17 protein-coding genes and 3 pseudogenes are annotated in these 19,640 nt (G+C 41.0%); 2 read left to right on the top strand and 18 right to left on the bottom strand.

Features of this window, described 5'->3' with window-relative positions; all coding sequences use genetic code 11:
• Positions 1 to 18 precede the first annotated feature (18 nt).
• The 7 genes from polX to NSQ23_RS03960 all read right to left on the bottom strand — a co-directional run bounded on the left by polX (position 19) and on the right by NSQ23_RS03960 (position 7,108).
• Entirely contained in the window at positions 19 to 1,728 is a 1,710-nt protein-coding gene (gene polX, locus NSQ23_RS03990; protein ID WP_339173113.1) for a DNA polymerase/3'-5' exonuclease PolX, read from the bottom strand.
• Positions 1,729 to 1,777: 49 nt separating this feature from the next.
• Positions 1,778 to 2,317, bottom strand: a complete 540-nt coding sequence (locus tag NSQ23_RS03985; protein WP_064221053.1) for a CvpA family protein — start codon at positions 2,315 to 2,317, stop codon at positions 1,778 to 1,780.
• Entirely contained in the window at positions 2,310 to 2,585 is a 276-nt protein-coding gene (gene zapA, locus NSQ23_RS03980) for a cell division protein ZapA (protein ID WP_041637971.1), read from the bottom strand. The genes NSQ23_RS03985 and zapA overlap by 8 nt, the downstream gene beginning before the upstream one ends.
• A gap of 120 nt (positions 2,586 to 2,705) precedes the next feature.
• Positions 2,706 to 3,260 (bottom strand): DUF6036 family nucleotidyltransferase, encoded by a 555-nt coding sequence (locus NSQ23_RS03975; RefSeq protein ID WP_339173110.1) that lies wholly within the window; start codon positions 3,258 to 3,260, stop codon positions 2,706 to 2,708.
• Positions 3,247 to 3,468 (bottom strand): hypothetical protein, encoded by a 222-nt coding sequence (locus NSQ23_RS03970; protein WP_339174275.1) that lies wholly within the window; start codon positions 3,466 to 3,468, stop codon positions 3,247 to 3,249. The genes NSQ23_RS03975 and NSQ23_RS03970 overlap by 14 nt, the downstream gene beginning before the upstream one ends.
• Before the next feature lie 74 nt (positions 3,469 to 3,542).
• Positions 3,543 to 6,665, bottom strand: coding sequence for an efflux RND transporter permease subunit (locus tag NSQ23_RS03965; protein WP_339173107.1), 3,123 nt, complete (start codon positions 6,663 to 6,665; stop codon positions 3,543 to 3,545).
• Positions 6,662 to 7,108, bottom strand: coding sequence for a MarR family transcriptional regulator (locus tag NSQ23_RS03960; protein ID WP_339173104.1), 447 nt, complete (start codon positions 7,106 to 7,108; stop codon positions 6,662 to 6,664). Before NSQ23_RS03960 ends, NSQ23_RS03965 begins: the two co-directional genes overlap by 4 nt.
• A 124-nt stretch (positions 7,109 to 7,232) precedes the next feature.
• Here NSQ23_RS03960 and NSQ23_RS03955 point away from each other — a divergent pair.
• A pseudogene (locus NSQ23_RS03955) lies at positions 7,233 to 7,793 on the top strand (Uma2 family endonuclease).
• 251 nt (positions 7,794 to 8,044) lie between these two features.
• On the opposite strand, the gene NSQ23_RS03950 reads toward NSQ23_RS03955, so the two are convergent.
• Complete coding sequence (locus NSQ23_RS03950) at positions 8,045 to 8,206, bottom strand: hypothetical protein (RefSeq protein ID WP_164875862.1); 162 nt, start codon at positions 8,204 to 8,206, stop codon at positions 8,045 to 8,047.
• Positions 8,207 to 8,827: 621 nt separating this feature from the next.
• Here NSQ23_RS03950 and NSQ23_RS03945 point away from each other — a divergent pair.
• A pseudogene (locus NSQ23_RS03945) lies at positions 8,828 to 8,953 on the top strand (IS701 family transposase); the annotation flags it as partial.
• Between the two features lie 13 nt (positions 8,954 to 8,966).
• Here the strand turns inward: NSQ23_RS03945 and NSQ23_RS03940 are convergent.
• The 10 genes and pseudogenes from NSQ23_RS03940 to NSQ23_RS03895 all read right to left on the bottom strand — a co-directional run bounded on the left by NSQ23_RS03940 (position 8,967) and on the right by NSQ23_RS03895 (position 19,591).
• Complete coding sequence (locus tag NSQ23_RS03940; RefSeq protein WP_088223289.1) at positions 8,967 to 10,100, bottom strand: IS4 family transposase; 1,134 nt, start codon at positions 10,098 to 10,100, stop codon at positions 8,967 to 8,969.
• Between the two features lie 381 nt (positions 10,101 to 10,481).
• On the bottom strand, positions 10,482 to 10,964 hold the full coding sequence (locus NSQ23_RS03935) for a VanZ family protein (RefSeq protein WP_231106971.1): 483 nt from the start codon (positions 10,962 to 10,964) through the stop codon (positions 10,482 to 10,484).
• A gap of 168 nt (positions 10,965 to 11,132) precedes the next feature.
• Positions 11,133 to 12,470, bottom strand: a complete 1,338-nt coding sequence (locus tag NSQ23_RS03930) for an extracellular solute-binding protein (protein WP_339173097.1) — start codon at positions 12,468 to 12,470, stop codon at positions 11,133 to 11,135.
• Positions 12,471 to 12,907: 437 nt separating this feature from the next.
• Positions 12,908 to 14,061, bottom strand: a pseudogene (locus NSQ23_RS03925) (transposase).
• Between the two features lie 234 nt (positions 14,062 to 14,295).
• Positions 14,296 to 14,694: a hypothetical protein gene (locus NSQ23_RS03920; protein ID WP_004889120.1), complete on the bottom strand. Its 399-nt coding sequence runs from the start codon at positions 14,692 to 14,694 to the stop codon at positions 14,296 to 14,298.
• A 172-nt stretch (positions 14,695 to 14,866) separates the two neighbouring features.
• Entirely contained in the window at positions 14,867 to 15,517 is a 651-nt protein-coding gene (locus NSQ23_RS03915) for a response regulator transcription factor (protein ID WP_004889118.1), read from the bottom strand.
• Between the two features lie 26 nt (positions 15,518 to 15,543).
• Positions 15,544 to 17,805 (bottom strand): ATP-binding protein, encoded by a 2,262-nt coding sequence (locus tag NSQ23_RS03910; RefSeq protein ID WP_230456157.1) that lies wholly within the window; start codon positions 17,803 to 17,805, stop codon positions 15,544 to 15,546.
• A gap of 3 nt (positions 17,806 to 17,808) precedes the next feature.
• Complete coding sequence (comX, locus tag NSQ23_RS03905; RefSeq protein WP_004889116.1) at positions 17,809 to 17,964, bottom strand: competence pheromone ComX; 156 nt, start codon at positions 17,962 to 17,964, stop codon at positions 17,809 to 17,811.
• A 21-nt stretch (positions 17,965 to 17,985) separates the two neighbouring features.
• Positions 17,986 to 18,876, bottom strand: coding sequence for a polyprenyl synthetase family protein (locus NSQ23_RS03900; RefSeq protein WP_004889114.1), 891 nt, complete (start codon positions 18,874 to 18,876; stop codon positions 17,986 to 17,988).
• Between the two features lie 124 nt (positions 18,877 to 19,000).
• The gene (locus tag NSQ23_RS03895; protein ID WP_339173094.1) at positions 19,001 to 19,591 is read right to left on the bottom strand and encodes a hypothetical protein; all 591 of its coding nucleotides are present in this window, start codon (positions 19,589 to 19,591) and stop codon (positions 19,001 to 19,003) included.
• Positions 19,592 to 19,640: the final 49 nt, after the last annotated feature.

Raw genomic sequence — 19,640 nt, 5'->3', positions numbered from 1 at the left:
AAGTAACCCTCCAGCTGTTTATTTTCGCAAAAAAGAGATAAGTTGTTCGATATCCCATGTGTTGATGACCGTTTCTTTTCGAATCCAACCTTTTCGAGCAAATGCAACACCAAGTTCCATATCATCAAGCATACGAACGTTGTGTGCGTCTGTATTAATCGCAATTTTCACACCAAGCTGCTGTGCTTTTTGTAAATAGGCATACGTTAAATCGAGACGGTGTGGATTCGCATTCAGTTCTAGCACCGTGTTTGTTTCTTTCGCAAGTTGAAGCAATTCGTCTATATTTACATCGTATCCGCTACGTTCCCCAATTAATCTTCCTGTCGGATGGGCGATCATATGAACGTATGGATTCATAAGCGCTTCTCTTAGACGTTTCATAATCGTTTCTTGCGGCTGTGAAAAAGCAGAATGAATCGACGCAATGACAAAATCAACCGTTTGTAATACATCATCTGGAAAATCTAACGTTCCATCTGGTAAAATATCCATCTCAATGCCAGATAAAATAAGAAAATCGTCGTACTTTTCGTTTAGGCGGGCAATTTCTTCTTGCTGCCGTTTTAATCGTTCAACCGTTAGTCCATTGGCTACTTTTAAAAACTGTGAATGATCGGTAATCGCAATATACTCATATCCTTTCTGACGACATGCTTCTGCCATTTGCTCAATTGAAAACGCCCCGTCGCTCCACGTCGTATGCATATGTAAATCGCCGCGTATATCAGATAAAGAAAGGAGCGGCGTGCCGTCATATGCATCGACTTCTTTTCCACTTTCCCGCATTTCTGGCGGAATAAACGGCAAACGAAAGTAAGCAAAAAATTGTTCTTCTGTCGCGAACGTTTTCACTTCACCTGTTTGCACGTTTTCTACGCCATACTCGCTAATTTTTTCCCCCCGCTCCTTCGCTAACTGGCGCATGCGAACGTTATGGTCTTTTGAACCGGTAAAATGATGGAGCGTTGTGGCAAAATGTTCAGGAGAAACGAGACGAAAATCAACGTTGACAATATAATCGTATTGCAATTGCAACGATACTTTCGTTTCACCGTTTGCAACAACGTCATAAATATGCTCAAGTTGCAACAACTGCTTTCGAACGAGCGCATCGTCTGTTGTTGCAATAATAAAATCTAAATCTTTCACCGTCTCACATACGCGGCGCAAACTGCCCGCCCGTGAAAACTGAATAATGCCATCGAAGTTTTCTAGCTGACGCTCGATGTCAGAAGCAACTTCCAACATAAACGCAATTGGTAAACGTTCAGGGCGTGCATTCATGTGGGCAAGTGCAGCTAAAATATTTTCTTCAGTTTTTGCACCGAAGCCGCTTAATTGTCGCACACGTTGAGCTAAACATGCTTCTTTTAATGTTTCTATATCGGTCACGCCTAGCTCATGATACAGTTTGGCAATTTTTTTGCCGCCAAGTCCCGGCAATTTTAAAAGTGGAAATAGCCCTGCTGGAATTTCTTTTTTTAACTGTTCAAGCACATCACTCGTTCCTGTCTGCAACCATTGCTGTAAAACGGCAGCTGTTCCTTTTCCGATGCCAGCAATGGACGTAAAATCATCGATGTCGGTCAAAGCACGTTCATCACGTTCTAGCGCTGAAGCTGCTTTACGAAAAGCGGATACTTTAAATGGATTTTCCCCTTTGATTTCCATATATAAAGCGATCGTTTCAAGCAGGCGAATCGCCTCTTTTTTATTTTTTTCCATCCCTTTCACTTCCTTTCGACGAAAAAACTTCTCTCGGACGGAGAAGTTTTTACGCCATATATTGCACGAGCATATTTTTTACAAAATTCGATAAAAAAGGTGTATGTTTGACGATTAAACTTGCGATGAATGAGTCGTGAAGTGGCTGTTGAATGATAGACATAGGAACAAGTGCACTCACATATAAAAGTACAAATAAAAGCAAATACACTTCTATAAAACCAAGCGCCCCACCAGCCCAACGGTTTACGCTTTTTAAAATGGGGAGCTGTGCGATGAAGTCTAGCATTGAGCCGATCACTTGCATCACAATTTTTGCAGCGAAAAATAAAACAGCAAACGCAATCGCACGATAGTACGCTTCATCTAAATTTGTGCTTTCAATGAGCAATTTTATCGTTTCCCCATCGCCAAAACTCGGATATGGCACCCATAATTTTAGTCTTGGTGCTAGTTGATCATAATAGTTATATGCAACAATAAACGCGATCAAAAAACCGGTCATATGAATAAATTGCAAAATGAATCCTCGTTTCAATCCAATCAACAGTCCCATGAGAAGGATGAAACAAATAAGCAAATCAATCATCGCTGTCATCATCCTTTTCTTTATTCATTTTTCGCAAAAGGCGTTCGTATTCATCTTTTAGTTTAATATATTCATGAACGATATTGACTGCCGTTAATACAGCGAGTTTACTCGTATCAAGCGTCGGATTTTTGGCACTAATTTCACGCATTTTGTCATCGACAATGGAAGCAACAAGCCGAATATGGCTGGAGCTTTCCGTTCCGACGATCGAATATTGTTGTCCGTATATATCTACCGTAATACGCGTTTTTTTCTGCTCCGCCAAATTATTTCCCCCATTCATCCGATCTCCCGTTCCGGCAAAATTCTACCTTTTATCTTAACATGATTTGTAGATATATGAAAAGATATACGAAAAGAAGAGCGGGCATGATCCCGCTCTTACCTAAAACCATTGCTTCAGTTGTTCGCTCGTTCCATCTTTTTTCGCCATTTGTTTCATATATGTCCAATCCAGCCGCTCCTTATGAAGAAGAACCATTCTTTTTGCCCATTCGCAATCGGATTTCGATTTCCAATGGACACATGCGCGCAGGCGATCTAATATAATGTCTTCAATTCCGATGACATATACATGCAACCCATCTTCTAACTTCAACTCAATTACTTTATCATCATCAGCATCTTCTAGTACATCGTTTGGAATTTCCACACTAACAAACAATTCATCGTGATACCAATGTCTTCCTGACGGAGTGAAACCAAGTTTAGTGAGCAATTGTCCCGCTTTTTCACGATCACTAACAATTAAATCGATATCTACAGTCGTATAATCGCCACGCGTATATATTTCAACCGCAAGCCCGCCAACAATAATGGGACGTATGCGATGTGGCTCCAACAACTTCGTTAAAATGGCTGTCACTTGAACCATTTTCTCAAACGATGTTTTCGTTCGAAGCGACTGAAGTTTTTCTTTCGCCTCTTTAATCGAATTCATAATACCACACTCGTTCATTCAAATATCGAATTTTTCCTTCTTGTTCAGCTTTTTTCCATCTTTTGATGCATAATTCATCTAATATACACATTTCCTCTTTGTCACGTGGACGTAAACGCACATGTTGCTCTCTTCCACCTTTTAATATATCTCGTTCCACATTTCCTTTGCGTGAAAAAATCCAATCGTTTAGTTCAGACATATTCATTTTTCTCACTTCGTTTCACTCCAACAACTATTTTTCACATTATATCACAAAAGAGCGGGCATCGACACCCGCTCTTACTTCATAAATGGCCACCAATTCGCCCGTCCAAACGTTTTCACCATTACCGGAATAAATAATGGCAAAACGACAAGGGCGTATAAAAATAACCCTGTTAAAATAATCGTTGCAATTTGCAATAGCGATAATACGCCAGATGGATACATCGCCGCAAACGTTCCACCTAAAATGATGGCTGCGGAAATGATGACTGTTCCCATATGACGCATCGCTTCAAGCATCGCTTCTTGAACGGTTTTGTCGCGATATTCATTAAAGCGATCCATAAGGAAAATGCTATAGTCAATACCGAGCGCCATTAAAATGACGAATGCGAAAAACGGAACAGCCCAGTTTATCCCTTCGTATCCGAGCACATCGACAAACACAAGTTCGGTAAACGCCATCGATGTATAATATGTTAAAATTAGGGATAACATTAAATATACTGGCATAATAAACGAGCGAAGAAGAATGATTAAAATGACCGCAATGCCCACAAGCATAAATACAGATGTTCGGGCATAATCAGCGGCAGAAATGTCGCGCAAATCGGAATAAATGCTCGTCACGCCACCAACGCCTACTTTCGCATGCTCAAGTTTTGTGCCATTCACCGCCCGAGCAATCGCTTCTTTCACTTCTGCGATTTTTTCCATCGTCGTCGTTTCATACGGATTGGATGAAAAGACAACATCAAACGTTATAACTTTTCCATCTTTCGACATATATTCTTCCTTCGCTTGGGCAAATTCCTCGCTCGTCAACAATTGTGGCGGCATATACCACCCTGCCATTTCTTCATCTGGCGCATTCGCTAAGTCAGAAACGTACTGTTTTGCGGACTGCAATCCTTTTTCTACTCGTCGCAATCCATTGACGCTTTGATTTAGTCCTGAAATGAGTTGATCCATTTGACCATTGAGTTGCGAAAAACCTGTAAGCAATTGCTGTTGTCCGTCGTTTACTTTCGCTAGCCCGTTTGTCACTTCTGGCAATCGTTGAACAATTTGCCCTTGACCATCCGCTGCTTGCTCTAAACCAGAACGAAGCTTTCCAAGTCCAGAGATCACTTCATCCATTCCAGTAATAAGCGCTTGCTGTCCGTTTGTTATTGTCGCAAATGATTCATTTGCTTGTTGTAAACCACGTTGAACATTTTGTAACGCGTCGTTCACTTGAACAAGTGCATCAGATAACGTATTCATTTGTGCGCTCATCTGTTGAACAGCTTGCTTTACATGTGCATACTCCGCATCTTCACGCAAGCCCGTATGACGCTCTTCAATACGATTCAACGACTGAGAAAGAAGCGGCAACTGTTCAGAAATAGCTTGCAATCCACTTTCAATTTGTTCATATCGTTCACTTAATTGACGCAGTCCACCGGTTGCTTGCTCATATCCTTTTCGCAATTCATCCGCTCCATCATGCAGCTTTTTCATATTCGTTTGTATCGTTTGCAATCCTTTTTCAAGATCAGCAGCTCCGATCGCTCCGCTTCGCACCCCATCTTCGAGCTGCTTCAATGCTTGTTGTAAATCAGTCATTCCCGTTTTCAATTTTGACGTTCCGTTGACGAGCTCGCGAATACCTCCGGTCGCTTGCTCTAGCTTCGGAGCTGACTTTGCCATTTCGCTGCTCGCTTCACTTAAACCGGAACGAATTTGTCCGATGCCGTCCGCTCCTTTTCCAAGTCCATCTTTTAACTGTTCCGCTTGCTTTGTCACAAACAATTGATCAATCGGCTCTCCAAGCGGGCGAGTTACTGAACGAACGGCTTCCACGCCATCAATATTTGCCACTTCGCGACTAATTTTTTCTATTAAATAGTAGTATTGCTCGTCATCCATCGCTTCATCATTTTTCATGACGATTTTCGTCGGCATCGCTTCCCCTTCACTAAAGTGGGCTGAAATGATGTTAAATGCTTTAACAGACGCGTAACGATCCCCGATTTCCGCCATCGAATTAAAAGAAAGTTTGCCATCGTACGTCAATAAAATCGGCAATGTGATGATCGCGACAATTGCAAGCGCCCATAACGGACGAGCGAAAGAAAAACGACCCGCCACATCCCATAATTTGCTCGGTTTATGTTCAAGCGCCCCTTTCATCGGCCAAAACAGCTTTTCACCAAGTGTAGCCATAAAAAACGGCACAAGCGTAACAAGGGCAACAAGTAACACAACGACACCGACCGCTACGGCTGATGCAGACTGATACAGTTTAAACGTCGATAAGCCGATGGACGCAAATCCGATCATGACCGCTAATCCGCTGAAAATAACCGTTTTTCCTGCTGTTTTATACGTCGCGATAATCGCTTCAGTTCGATCTTCCCGCTTCGCTAACTCTTCTTTAAAGCGACTAAGCAATAAAATGCAATAGTCTGTGCCAATTCCGAATAAAACGGCAACTAAAAACGTTTGTGTAAACGTAGAAAGTGGAAAATCAACACGATCAACAAGAAAAGCAACAATCGCTTGCGACACGATATACGTCAATCCGACCGTTAACAACGGGACAAACGGAGCAACGAGCGAACGGAACACAAGAAATAAAACGACTAAAATAAAAACGACGGTAATGCCTTCCGTTTTTTTCAATCCTTCTTGTGAACTTTGCACGACATCTTCATCAATCATCCAACTACCTGTGTAATAGTACGGCACATCAATATGCTCGATCGCCTCATAAAGGGCTGTGCTTATTTCTTTTGCTGTACGTTTGTTTCGTTCTAATTGAAGGGAGACAAGCACCGTTGTCCCGTCTTTTGACACAAGTTTTTCTTTTAGCTGTCCGTCATCAAGCGGCGAAACGATTTGTATTAAACCGAGCGATTCTTTTTTCGCTTGCAGCTGCTCTACAGCTTTCTCTATTTCTTTCCAATCCTTCTCTTGTAATCTCTCTTTGCGATGAAAGACGAGGACGGCACTCATTTCTCCTTCCTTATTTTCTTGCTTTTGCACTTCTTTTAATAACTCGCTTGCAAGCGAAGACGAATAGCCGTCTGGGACGGTAATTTGCCCTTTTTCACGCACAAGTTGTGCCATATTCGGAGCAGTCATAACGAGCACGACAGTGGCGACAACCCACGCGAGTAAAACGACCCATCTCCCACGAACGATCGCTTTCATTTGTTTTCCTCCATTTCTTGTAAAATCATTGCTAGCTTCTCATACGTTTGAATAAACTGTTCAATTTCTTCATGTGAAAGCTTTGTCATCATTGTTTCAACAAGTTCATATACTTTTCGTTCTGTTTCAACGAGCCATTGTTCACCTTTTTCCGTAAGCGAAAGAGCAATAATACGACGATCGTCTTCATCTTTGCCACGTGCAATCATTCCTTTTTCAACAAGACGGTTTGTCATCGCCGTAATCGCACTTTTATTTACCGCAAACACGTCCGCCAATTCCGTCGATGTGCACACCCCACGCTTATATATGTAGCGCAATACATAATATTGATCGTGCGTGATATCGTCTAATTCACACTTCATCAACGCCGCCCCTCGTTTATTGACAAGAAACGAAACAGATAAATATCGCTCAATAAATTGTTGTATGCTTCGCTCCATCGGTCAATGCCTCCCATCCATATAGTTCAATTATTTAACTATTTAACAATATAACGATGAAACACGAAATGGTCAATGACGAAGTGATGTGTGGTATAATATTGAAAAAAGTGAGGGATACGCGATGAATCCACAATCATCCAAACTGTATACGCATGCCGATTATGTTCAATGGGACGGGCGTTGGGAGCTCATTGACGGGAAAGCTTACAACACGAGCCCTTCACCAACATGGGAGCATCAATTTACTGTCATGGAACTATCGTTTGCGTTTCGTTCGCATTTTCAAAATAAAAATTGCTACGTTCCCATAGCTCCGTTTGATGTTTGTCTCTCTGACAGCGATGACTACACGTATGCAAAACATGTTGTGTAACCAGATATTTCCGTCATTTGCAATCGAAACAATTTAACACCAAACGGCTGTTTAGGCGCACCAACACTCATTGTCGAAGTTCTTTCTCCATCTACAGCTTTAAAAGACCGAAATGAAAAATTTAAGCTATACGAGCAGTTTAACGTGCAAGAATATTGGATTGTTGATCCCGTGTATAAAACGGTTGAAGTATTTGGGTTGGAGGATGGTTTTTTTAAAAAAAGAGAGGCATTTGGAGAAAACGACACAATCACGTCCTTTATATTTACAAACTTTTCTCTCGAAGCGAAGCAATTATTTTTTCAATAAAAAAGGCTGCCAATAACCGCATAACAAGCGAATTGGGCAGCCTTTTTCTTTTTATCATTTAAGCCGCGACGTCGCGTTTTTGGAACATCCACCATGTCACCGCATTAAAAACAGAACGAGCTTTAAAAATTTGATAACCAACTCGTAGTGCTAGTTGAGAATTAATCTCTTCCATTGATATGGTTTGAGGTGTTAAAAAATCTTAATATTATGAAAATGGACAAGGGAGCTAGGTGTACAACATATGCGTGTTATTTATCTTTCGCTACGAAAAATCCCGTCATCCCCACAGTAAAGCTTGGTGCCAAACTCCAAAGGAAAAATCCCCACCTGTTTGTCAATAAGGAAATGACTAAGAAAATCAACGGCACGAACAACATTACTCCTATGGCAATTTTCTGATATCGATTCATTCGGCTTCCTCCCTTCCCCTCCATGCCCTTATTGACCGTTCCTCCCCTTTGGAGAGTGTTGGTCAAGGGCGAATCCGATGCCATCATCCTTTTTAAATACCTTAAAAAGGAATGTAAAAAGGTCTTTTCATAGATTTTTTGACACTACCGAGCGAAAAAAGATTAGGCAATTTCGTTTCCTCCCGTCATTTCTAGAAATCTTTCTTCCAACGATTTCGCGAGCACATGAATGCCGTATACGTTGATTCCTTCCGCGACAAGCATAGCATTTAGCCGAGGAATATCTTTATAATCGAGCGTCACTTCCAATCCTTGTTCGACGAGGCGAACATCGAGATGCGGATCGTGCGCTTTCACCATTTGCGCCGCCTTCTCCTTCGGCCCGACGATAAACAGCACCTTCTCCGTTTGTTGCGACAGCTCTTGTACCGATTCGATCGTCACAAGCTTGCCATGCTGAATGATCACAAAGCGGTCGCACATCATCTCCATTTCTGATAGAAGATGGCTCGATACGACGACTGCCAATCTTTCCTCCCTTGCTAGCTTGCGCAAATAGTCGCGAATTTCACGAATGCCGGCCGGGTCCAGTCCGTTTGTTGGTTCATCCAAAATAAGAACAGACGGGCGGTGAAACGGTATTGGATCTTGGTACAACTTGCGTATGTGTACAGCATGTTCAAGTCGAACAGCAATGTTTCGGATGGGCTCGATCTCCTGCGCAAGCGAAAAGGACATTGCCTCGTGGCACGGCTGTTGATTATCCAAAATTAGGCATACTCCTCCCATATATTCGGGCATACTCAAATAAGACAGCTGCCATCTCGGATTTCCATTCGAGAGGAAGTTGCCCAGAGAAAAAACGACGGACAAACGAAAGAAAGGTAAGGGACGAGGTTGTCCGTTTTTCCGTTCGATGATATAGCCATCTCAGTAACACATAAGCGATAAATGCCGCAAAAAGTTGGTTGTATACCGCATGCTCGTTGGTGCCAAATAAGGTCGGAACGTTTAGATATTGCTTGATCCATCGGAAAAACACTTCCACTGTCCAACGTTCTTGATACATCTCGGCAATCTTTTCCGCCGATGCCTCTAAGACGTTCGTGACCACACGGATTTCATGCCCGTTCGCATCCTGAAAGATCACGACGCGATGGCGCTTTTTGGAACGACATTGTTTCGTTCCTAACTGGCAAGTAAAATCCGCCACAATAGAAGAAGAGGAGGAAGAAAGGCGCTTTAGGCTCTTTTTTTGATGGATCTCGACATTGTCTTTCATCCGAATCACAAACGGTTGCTTCTGTTCGACAAACCGATCGAGGCGTTCAATTTTAAAGTACGCTCGATCTTCGACAAGAACCGTTTGTACGTCTGTGAGCCGCTCTCCCACCGGTCCATCGTGGCGCAACCCTACGGTTTCTACGATGTCGCTCGGCATTTGTTGCTCAGGGGAATACGCGACGTGCATTTTCACTCCGGATCGTTCCCCATGATAGGGTGCCCATGTCAGGCGGTTTTTCCCCACGGTGACGGTCGTGGAGTCTACTATACGCAATGCTTTTGGAAAGCGAAGCGAACGGCGGGTTTGGCGATTGCACTTAGAAACAACCAAAGCAAATAAGCGCTTCATCACCTCGTACGGAACTTCTTTCGCTTTCTTAGAAACCGTCGAGTAATGAAACGTCGGCAATCCGTACATTTTCGCCACATCGGCACCATGACGGAAACTTTTCCATTCGTGAAGTGCCGCCAGCAGAAAAAAATCAACCAACGTGCGCACCGTAAACGTCCGCGAAGTGTCATGGTAGCCAACGGCTTCGGTAATCGACTGGAGATCTTCATCAGAAACAATTTTTTGCATCAAATTTGGGAGTGTGGTATGCTTGTGCATAGAGAGCACCTCCTAGATTTGTTTGTGTTGTTACTTACATTCTACAGGAAAGGTGCTCTTTTTTCTATGTTTTTTATGGATATTATTGGTTAATCAACACGCCTGGCCTCGTGGAGTTCATTTACAGCGCAGCGAAACAAAATATTCCCCTTGATACCGTGAAAAAACAGATCCACGTTGCATAAGGGGTGCCCTGTTTGTTCCTTTTTTAAATAGTAATTATTGTAACAAAAATCGCTCAACTACAGTTATTATTATAAAAAATACTCAACTACAGTTGACTTCATTTATAAAGAAAGTGATCATTGACATCCCCCAAACAACGTTGAATTTCTGATGACTGCATGTATGCAATCAACGGTCAGATGGCAAGCAGTGTGATCAAGAAATCAAGCTTTTCATTCGCCCTCGTAATTTGTACAGACCAAAACCGATAACGGCTCCACTCATGTTCAAAATGATATCATCAACATCGAGGCTTCTTTCACTAGGGTATTCAGCAAATTTTCCATCCATCAACGCTGTCATAAATTGAACGGATTCAATACCGCTCGAAACCAGCAAGGCAAGGAGAAGAAACGGTTTGATACGTGCAAAATAGGGATGAATCAAAGGAACAAAGATGCCCAACGGAAGCAACAGAAAGATGTTTCCCCAAATATTCACAGGAGTAATACTTGTTTCCAAAATCGTTTTAAACGGGATTAAATTATAATGGGGAAACACCTGTTCCTCTGGCGGCAGCACTGGTTGGGTCATAAAGCGCCAATAAGGAATATATAAAACCGTATAATACAAAACAAAAAACAAGTAAACATAAAAGCAAGCGTGAATCACCATATTCAACCCAATCCATTGCCGCACTTTGGACACACTCCAGCATACAAACACAAAGATGGGCAATAGATTGAGACAAATATGAATGAACACAATCCAAACCGATATGCCAGGAAAATTTCCATAGACATGATCCCAAGTCTTGAGACAAGCTACCATGACAAAAGGAATAATCGTGATGGTTTTTCGAATCATTTACCGCTTCAGCTCCTTTATTCTTTGCTTGTATTCCCTTTTTAGTTCCTTGTAACCGTCTTCGACTGAAATATTTTTATTTAGTATAATAGGAAAATATTCCCTTTCTAGTTCGTGGAAAATAGAGAGTTGTTCCAGAGTCATTGATTCTTTAATATAAGGTCCTTGTTTTCCATAATAAAATACATTTTTTACATCTATTCCTGGATATAAGTTTTCATAGGCACGAATAGTGTCTGAATCATAGTATGCAGGAAAATTTCCACCAAATGTATTTCCCCCATTATAGATTATTGATAAAGCATAGTCCTTTCCCATAGCATATCTTATAACTTCCCAAGCCAAATTCTTTTTCTCAGATTGATTAGATAATGCGATATTATGAACTTCAATACTAGCAACTTCTGGTTTATTACTATAATAAGGAGCTGGATAAATTCTAAATTCGAACTTAGCTGGATTAAATCCTAGTCCTAGATCTGCCCTTGCTTTTTTATACAACCATTGAAGTTCGTGAGGATAAGTGATTCTCATTGCCACTTTACCTGTAAAAAAAGCTCTGTCTTCAGCCATATTACGTACTCCATATTTTTGATGCATTGTTATAAACCATTTAAACCATTTCCCCCAAGACGGATGGTTATAGATCTCTTCCTTCTCCTGAAGTGGAAGCTCAAGTGGAGTGGTTAGAAGTTGAAAGTCCATAAATAATCCTTCTTCTCCTCCAGGACCAAATGAGATAGCATAAATTTTTCTGTTATGTGGATTTAGGTTCTTCCGATTAATTTTTTCAGCTATATATTCCAATTCTTCCCAAGATACTGTTTCTTCTGGAATAGGCACCTTCAAAGTCTTGAAAATGTCAAGATTAACAACTAATAGCTTTGTAGAAAAAGTTGGGGAAAGAAAATAGTAATGTCCATTCCCAGCCTTTTTGGCAATATCTAAAACCGGACTGTATAAATTTTTAACATCTATTCCACTCTGTCCAACCATAAATGTATCCAATTCAGCTAACAGATTTTTTTTAATCAATTTTTCAAAATAAGAGGTTGGCACCCCTGCAATTAAATCAATCTCTTGGTCCCTAAGTTTTTTTTCAATAGCGCTATGTATTTTAGACCAAAGGTGCTTATAATCATGTTTAATAGTATCATCCCAAATATAATCAAGTTGAATTTTGATGCCTTTTGCTTTTTCAAACTCCTTAGCAAACACTTCATACTTATCCCAATCACTTTTTAAGAATATTGCCATTTTTACATGCTCTTCTTGCCTTGAACAAGAAACGAGAAAGAAGGTCGTGAATAATGCTAAGAAAATATAATATACTCTCATATATTTTCTCACTCCCTCTAGCAATGTTCATATATCAAGGTTTCTTGGCGTCTCAGGGGGTGTCAAAAAAATTTTTTCCGACAAAAACCCATACACACATTTTCATTTTTGTTGATATCTAACCGTCTATGGTGCGCTTCGTGTTCGCTTATAGATATTTTGTAGGTTTATATGTATACGTTACACCTTGGATCGCTGCGTTTCTGATGAGTACAAACCCTCCCATGTCTCTGGGCATCCACGCGCCAACATTCCTTCGTTCGGTCTCTTCACCAGGCAGAGGCCGACTAAGATCCTATAGGAACTCAAAGTCGAATATGAAATCGTGTGCCAGCTTCTCCGTGTCATCCACCCGGTTGTTCAGACCGTTCTTTTCACGAAAGGAGGTGGCTCTAGGCTGCCTAGGCTTGGAGTGGAGAAAAGATATCTCGCATCATTCATTCCCCATTAAACGCTTGCTGTTTCACGCAAACCGCGTATAGAACCTTCCATAGCTTTACTGCATAACACCACGATCGATTGCTTCTTACGCAACGGGTTGATGGGGCGTATCATATAGTACTGGTGTGAGGCCCGGAACGCTTCGTTATAAGCAAATCAATGGCATCATCATCCGAAAGAGAAGGGGGCGCAGCCATTTTCGTCCTCGTTTCGAGATTCGCTTCTGTCCTTCCGATTTCCGATAACAGCTCCATGATCGTCGCCTCTCCTAGTCCCGGAATCGTTTAGAGCCATTCGTATTCGACGGTCGTTTGCACAAGGGCCGTCAACTCTTCGGTCAAAGCAGTGATCTCTTGTTCCAATTGGCGATACCGGCGGACGAGCGTGGCGATTTCGATACGAGCCATCGGTTTTCCTTCCGTGATCCCAATCGCATAGTGTGAAACCTCTATCAGCTTTTGAATTTTCGGTTTTTGCGGACATTTGAGTCCTTCTCTTTGACGATACCGCTCCATGAACCCTTCGACCGTCTGATCAGCGATATCTACCGGAAATGGCGTGTTCTCTAATATCGCTAATACCATTTTGCCAAACGACGGGAACACCTGTACAAACTCAGGAAAATAGCGATCGAGCCAATGAATCATTTGATTGTAGATGATATTCCGTTCCTTGAACAGCGACTCTCGAAACGTGCTTCCTGTCCGTAATTCCACTTTCACCTCTTGGAAAATGCGGAGATAGCTAAAGCATCCATCTTTGATTAGTCTGGCGATAACGAGGGCATCTTTGGCATCGTGCTTCGTTTGGTAAGTTGTCGTCGAGCTCTTTCGACCGTTTGACGTGCATCAGGTTGACCATCACCAATGGGATCTTTCCTCGAGGAAATAGGCGAGGTGCAACCAGTTATGCCCGGTCGGTTCCATACCGACGATGATCTCCGTCTTGCCAAATTCTCTTTTGCTTCTTCAATCGACACGTAGAATTGTTCGAATCCGATTCGCGATTGGAACACAGGAAACGGCTTTTTCAGTTCTCTTCCTCGTTCATCCACCATCGCTGCGTAGTGTTTGTGTTTGGCAATATCCATTCCAATTACTAAAATTTGTTCTGTCACTTGTTCAATTTTGCGATTTTGTGTACAATTCATCTCGTAGTCTTCCTTGGTCTGATGTTGGTGTTTGGTGTACCCCTACATTTATATTAAGGGGCTTTTTTCTTTCAAGTCCCTGAAAACCTTTCTAACAGGAATGCTCCTAAAAGAAAGGGACATGATCTCAATTCATAGTAGCTAGTACTTAATCTATCTTTCTAGTCAGAGATCATGCCCCTTTATTTCCAAACTATTCATATAAAACATAGGCTCCGCAAAAGCAAAAAATATTTAATAATAAAACTTTCCAGAGGCTGTTTGAGGAGTACTCTCGTTATATGCATTTCTTAAATACGCTTTCTTTTTCCCATTATAACCATTCAAGTCATTTCCTGTATCAATAGAACCAGCCCCATACTTCCAACTTACTTTTAAAACGGTTCCGTCTGTTGAACGAATTTGATAACCGACTCCGCAAGCACTGTTACTATAATACGGAGCTTGAGTTCCAATAAATCTTGCTTTGCCATCAAGTTCAAATGTTTGTCCGTATCCACCACCAAGATAAACCCCATAATCAAAGTAGTTAGAGGCATAATTGTAAGTAGCAGCATCTACTAGACTTACACTTCCCATTAAGAGTGCGCAACTTAATGCTCCTCCAGCTAAAAACTTTTTGACTTTTTTCATCTTGGATTTCTCCTCCCTTACAAATATTTTTCCTATTCAACCTGATTATACCTCCACTTTCCCCCCCTTTCACCGCCAACATGGTGTCGAACCCCGCCATTTTTTTGTCGGATACCGACACGAAATGGCGGACTTCAAAAAGAAAATGCCCTCACCGATCCGGTGAAGGCATTCACAACATATGATGCTCTGGAATGAGCCCTAATTTTTTTGCTTTTTCCACCGCTTCTATTCGGGAAGATACATGCAACTTTATGAAGATGCGTGACAAGCGTCTTTCCACTGTCCGTTGACTAATATGATATTTTTTAGCAATATCTTTATTACATAAGCCGTTGGCAACTTCCATCAGTAACTCTAGCTCGCTATGACCTAGTACAGCTGGTTGTTCGTCCCCTTCCACCTTTTCCTTTACTCCACAACAATATAGCTGATATAGCACGTGTACAGGAATGACTGCTTCATCTCGTAAGGCACAACGAATCGCTGTGACTAATTGCTCGCTTGATGCGGTTTTGCTAACAAAACCGGTAATGCCGAATTCAACGAAATAATTTAAAAAGGGAACAACATCATATCCGGTATAGATGACAATTTTCGCAGTTGGCTGTTTTTCGAGAATTCGTTTACTCAATTCGATACCGCTCATATCCGACATACACCAGTCAAGTAAACATATATCATACGCACGTTGCTCGATCATTTGTTCTGCTTCGCTCGCAGATGTCGTAATGTCTACTTGAAAATCTCCTTCACGTTCAAGCACATTTCTCGTACCTTCGCAAACAAGGAGATGATCGTCGACGATTAAAATGTGAATCATTCCATCAATTTCTCCTTTCCGTACGTTTATAATGGAATGGTTACCGTTATCTCTAATCCAGATCCATGCGATGACGCGATTTTGCATGTTCCACCTAATCCTTGCACACGCTCTTTTATTCCAAATAATCCTAAATTACCATGATGATCATTTAATTTTTCCATCTCTATTCCTACTCCATCGTCCACATAACGAAGTTGAACAGCCTCATCTTGCGCATCGAATACGAGTTGGATCGTTGATGCTTGAGAATGTTTTACGGCGTTGTTTAACAATTCTTGTATGATCCGATACATCGCCAGTTCCTGTTCTTCTCCTAATTTAGCTTGTATGTGAACATTCCACTTTACTTTTATATTCGTACGTAAATGAAATCGGTCAATAAGCTGCGAGATTGCTTGTTTTAGTCCCATCTGACTCAAAAACGGCGGTCTTAATTCATGACATATTTCTCTTGTTACATCAATGATATCGAGGATCTCCTCGTCGATATCGTTTAGCTGTTTTTGTATATCTTCCACGCATAGAGGTTGAACAAGCAAGTTTTCCACTTTTCGTCTTAACAAAATTAAATCTTGAAGCAATGTATCATGCAAATCGATCGCCAGTTTTTTTCTTTCCCTTTCTGACCATTGGAACATCAACCGAGTAAACAAAATCGAATGTTCTTTCTCTTTTAATCGATCTAACTCTTTCAATAGATCCTCCACTTTTAACATGTTTTCGATCGTCATGCTTGTATAATAAACAATGGTAGATAGCCAATCTTTTTGCTCGGTGCGAAATGAAAGAGGATGTTTCTTTTTCCCTACTAGCCATAAAGGTGTTTGACGAAATGAACCGATAAACATGACAAATAAGGAGCGATGTTCCATTACGCGACCGATCGAAAGTGGGGCACCATTTATTTTTTTGACGATATTCGCCCAATATGCTTCATTGTACTCAAAAGGAAGCGGTTCGTCTATGGACTGAATCACCTTTATTTTTTCCACGTCCAAAATTTCTTGCAATTCCTTTTCCAAACAATACATGGCTCCTTCTACTGTACGCTGTTTTTTCAGTTGTTCACTTATGCGATACAAACTCTCTTCATAAAAATGTTTTTGCATACGTAATTTTGTCCGCCATTTGCGGTCTAACCATTCTTTTATGTAAAAAGTAGCAAGGACGATGATGTAAACGATAGAAAATAAAACAACAAGTTCAGCCCATTTGCTAGAGTGATGGATCCATTGATTGTACACAATCATTATAAAAAAAGATGGGAATAATGCGAACAAACCGAGATACTTCAACCGCCCGATGGAAAATGGCAGTTGAAACAGTTGATCTGTTGCCATTAAATAAAAGAAAACGGTCGGTAAGGCGAAAAGAAAGATAACCGTTAATTCCGCTGGCAATATCCATTTTTTCATTACTAGCATAGGAAGACTATAAAAGAAAAGAAACGGGATCGTCGATAAACTAATTGCCAATACAATTCCTTTTATCGTATGTTGCAGTTCATCCCCCCTAAGCTTTCTCCACCCTTTCCCTAGCGAAGTAAAAACAGATGACATGTTGATAAAATATGCGAGCAATAGCGCGTTTGTCTCATCGATGGAATGAAACGGTGCCGTAAGCGAAACAAAAACTAACAAAATATTTAATCCATAAAGAAGAAAGACACTTGTTTTCGCAAACCACACTTTTTTCTCTTTCTCAAAATATTCATAAACAAAATGTAAAAAGACGGTAGGTAAAGCTAAAAATGTACCGTTAAACACTTGTCTTCCAATCGGTTCATATTTTGCTGATAGGCTGGCGCTCACATAACAAAGCCCCATCAACAATAACAAATAAATAAGCACAGTCGCTGATTTACCATGCGGTCGCAACTGAAGCAAAAAAATGCTAAAACGGATGGTAAATAAAAAGAAGACCGTCGGTAAAAGGATGTAATATACCCATTGTGCAACCCCATGCGACTTCATATCCACTCTCAACGTTTGAACTTGATTCCATCGTTGAATGGTTATCGTTTTTGCTTGTTCGATGACGTGATATTTTTCGACAGTAAAGTGGGAGAGTGGATGTTTTCCATTTATCTTTAATACTCGGTCATTCGGTCGAATGCCATGTTGCTTCGCCCAGCCGAACTCGTAAACACCGCTTACAACAACATCACCATTTTTCTTTTCAACTACATCAATGCCGAACAAGGGGTACGTTACATTTAAAATGGTTAAATATACTGCCACAACAAAAGCACCAATGATTACGATAACTTCTCGGTTCATCGCCATGATTTATCTCCAATATCCAAGCGGTCTAGTCGATTCGCTAAACACCTTTATCACCGCTTTTACCTCTAACTCACTTAAACCGATCAGGCTCACCGTACCATTTTGTAATTTTTCGATGACTTCCGGATGTTCTACTAAAAAGCGAATGATTTGTTGCATCACAATCTCCCTCCAACATTCTCAAATAAATGTTTTCAGCGCAGATTTATACGCATCATCTACATCTAGTTTTTCGATTTCTTGCAAAGCCTTTTCCTTGTAAATCTGGCTCATCACTTTTGCATAGTAAAACGCTCCTTCCTGTTCCATTTGCTGAAGCGCTTTTTCTTTTTGGACATACATCCTATCGTAGTCTATATCGTTGTTGAAATACTGCTTCCATAAGTTATCGTTCTTGCTTTCTAGCATATACAAAATCGGAAGCGACTTTTTCTTTGCTTGAATATCAGCTTTTTTATCCCAGTTGTATAGCGCATCAAGATCATTGTCGATTTGTGCTGCAATACCGATGTAGCGAGCATATGTTTCAAGCGTTGCGATGTCCTCTTTTCCTGCTAATAATGCTCCGATTACACAAGCCATCGCAACAAGAGAGCCTGATTTTTTCTCTACCATTTTTATATATTCTGCTTCTGTTTGTACGTCACACGCCACATCGAGCTGTTGTCCGTGTACACTTTGCAACAAGCAAGACGTAACATATGACAGTGCCTTTAATTTTTTATTACTAGGAATCGGTACATTCGCAATCGCTTGCTGGCCAAGCAGCAAGAACCCGATCGCAATATGAAGAGGAATAGCTGTATCCTCGAAACGATCTTGATCGACTACATCATCAAGTAAATCGCCAGCAAGCACGATCAATTCAATAGCCGCTGCGATATATGTTGAGTGATTTCCTTGTGTCGAAAACAAGTCATAATGCAAGTAAGCCAACCGTCCAAACAACAAATCGCTCTCTTTCATATGTTGCTCGATTGCCATCAACATGTGTGCTTTCAGTTGCGGTTCCGACATAAATTGTTCCACGATTTCCTTTATTTTTTTCGCTATTTTTTCTTTTTCACTCATCCTATCGCACCTTACACAAATATTTACAAATAGGGAATGTTCGACAAGTTCAATAAAATTCCTTCCTGAAAAATAAAAAGACTTGTCGAAGATTGTGACAAGTCTTTTGCTTTGCTATCACTTACTACCCAATAGAACGATTAGCATTGCAATAAAACTCTATACTTGTTGAAATCGTATATGTTGCACCATTATAGGAATATTTTCCTGACACAGTAATGACATATGTGCGCCCACTGTCAATTAATTCCACACTATATCCTGTCTGTGTCCACGTCCCACTGCCGGATGCTTTTGAGGAAATCGATTTAACTCCCGAAAACAGTTGCCTTTTATGAACATCACTATACTGAGTTTCAAAAGTTCCTGTCACATACAAAGTTTGAACTGTTTGTCCAACTTGGATCGTGGTTGTTTTCGTCTTTGATGCAATCGATTGAGGAGTAACCGCCCCCGATTCTTTTATCCCTTTTTGATTCGAAGTTGCCAATGAATCTTTTCCTATGCCAAATAAAATTCCTCCAACAAGCATTACCGCTACTGCTATGTTTACAAATTGACGAATCATCTTAAAAATTCTTCCTTTCGTTTTAATAGTTTGATTATACTTCACTTTTTTTCCATTCTTCACCGCCAACTTATGTTGGAACCCCGCCTTCTTTTGGCGGTGTGCACGCCAATTTTGGCTGACTAGATAAAAAACGCCCCCACCCATCCGACAAGGACATAAAAACCCCCATCCAATGCCCGTGCATCAGATGGGG

This window comes from Anoxybacillus sp. FSL W8-1294, assembly GCF_037965005.1.
In the GTDB taxonomy this organism is placed as follows: Bacteria; Bacillota; Bacilli; order Bacillales; family Anoxybacillaceae; genus Anoxybacillus; species Anoxybacillus flavithermus_G.
This window is presented reverse-complemented; position numbering and strand designations above follow the sequence as displayed.

Coding starts and splice junctions, on each gene's coding strand:
- NSQ23_RS03975 (WP_339173110.1), bottom strand. CDS start 3,260: ATGAATTCGATTAAAGAGGCGAAAGAAAAACTTCAGTCGCTTCGAACG.
- NSQ23_RS03930 (WP_339173097.1), bottom strand. CDS start 12,470: ATGAGAGTATATTATATTTTCTTAGCATTATTCACGACCTTCTTTCTC.
- NSQ23_RS03950 (WP_164875862.1), bottom strand. CDS start 8,206: ATGAATCGATATCAGAAAATTGCCATAGGAGTAATGTTGTTCGTGCCG.
- NSQ23_RS03910 (WP_230456157.1), bottom strand. CDS start 17,805: ATGGCGATGAACCGAGAAGTTATCGTAATCATTGGTGCTTTTGTTGTG.
- NSQ23_RS03960 (WP_339173104.1), bottom strand. CDS start 7,108: ATGGAGCGAAGCATACAACAATTTATTGAGCGATATTTATCTGTTTCG.
- NSQ23_RS03900 (WP_004889114.1), bottom strand. CDS start 18,876: ATGAGTGAAAAAGAAAAAATAGCGAAAAAAATAAAGGAAATCGTGGAA.
- NSQ23_RS03965 (WP_339173107.1), bottom strand. CDS start 6,665: ATGAAAGCGATCGTTCGTGGGAGATGGGTCGTTTTACTCGCGTGGGTT.
- NSQ23_RS03940 (WP_088223289.1), bottom strand. CDS start 10,100: ATGCACAAGCATACCACACTCCCAAATTTGATGCAAAAAATTGTTTCT.
- NSQ23_RS03970 (WP_339174275.1), bottom strand. CDS start 3,468: ATGAATATGTCTGAACTAAACGATTGGATTTTTTCACGCAAAGGAAAT.
- NSQ23_RS03895 (WP_339173094.1), bottom strand. CDS start 19,591: ATGGGTGGGGGCGTTTTTTATCTAGTCAGCCAAAATTGGCGTGCACAC.
- comX (WP_004889116.1), bottom strand. CDS start 17,964: ATGCAACAAATCATTCGCTTTTTAGTAGAACATCCGGAAGTCATCGAA.
- polX (WP_339173113.1), bottom strand. CDS start 1,728: ATGGAAAAAAATAAAAAAGAGGCGATTCGCCTGCTTGAAACGATCGCT.
- NSQ23_RS03915 (WP_004889118.1), bottom strand. CDS start 15,517: ATGATTCACATTTTAATCGTCGACGATCATCTCCTTGTTTGCGAAGGT.
- NSQ23_RS03920 (WP_004889120.1), bottom strand. CDS start 14,694: ATGAAAAAAGTCAAAAAGTTTTTAGCTGGAGGAGCATTAAGTTGCGCA.
- NSQ23_RS03985 (WP_064221053.1), bottom strand. CDS start 2,317: ATGATTGATTTGCTTATTTGTTTCATCCTTCTCATGGGACTGTTGATT.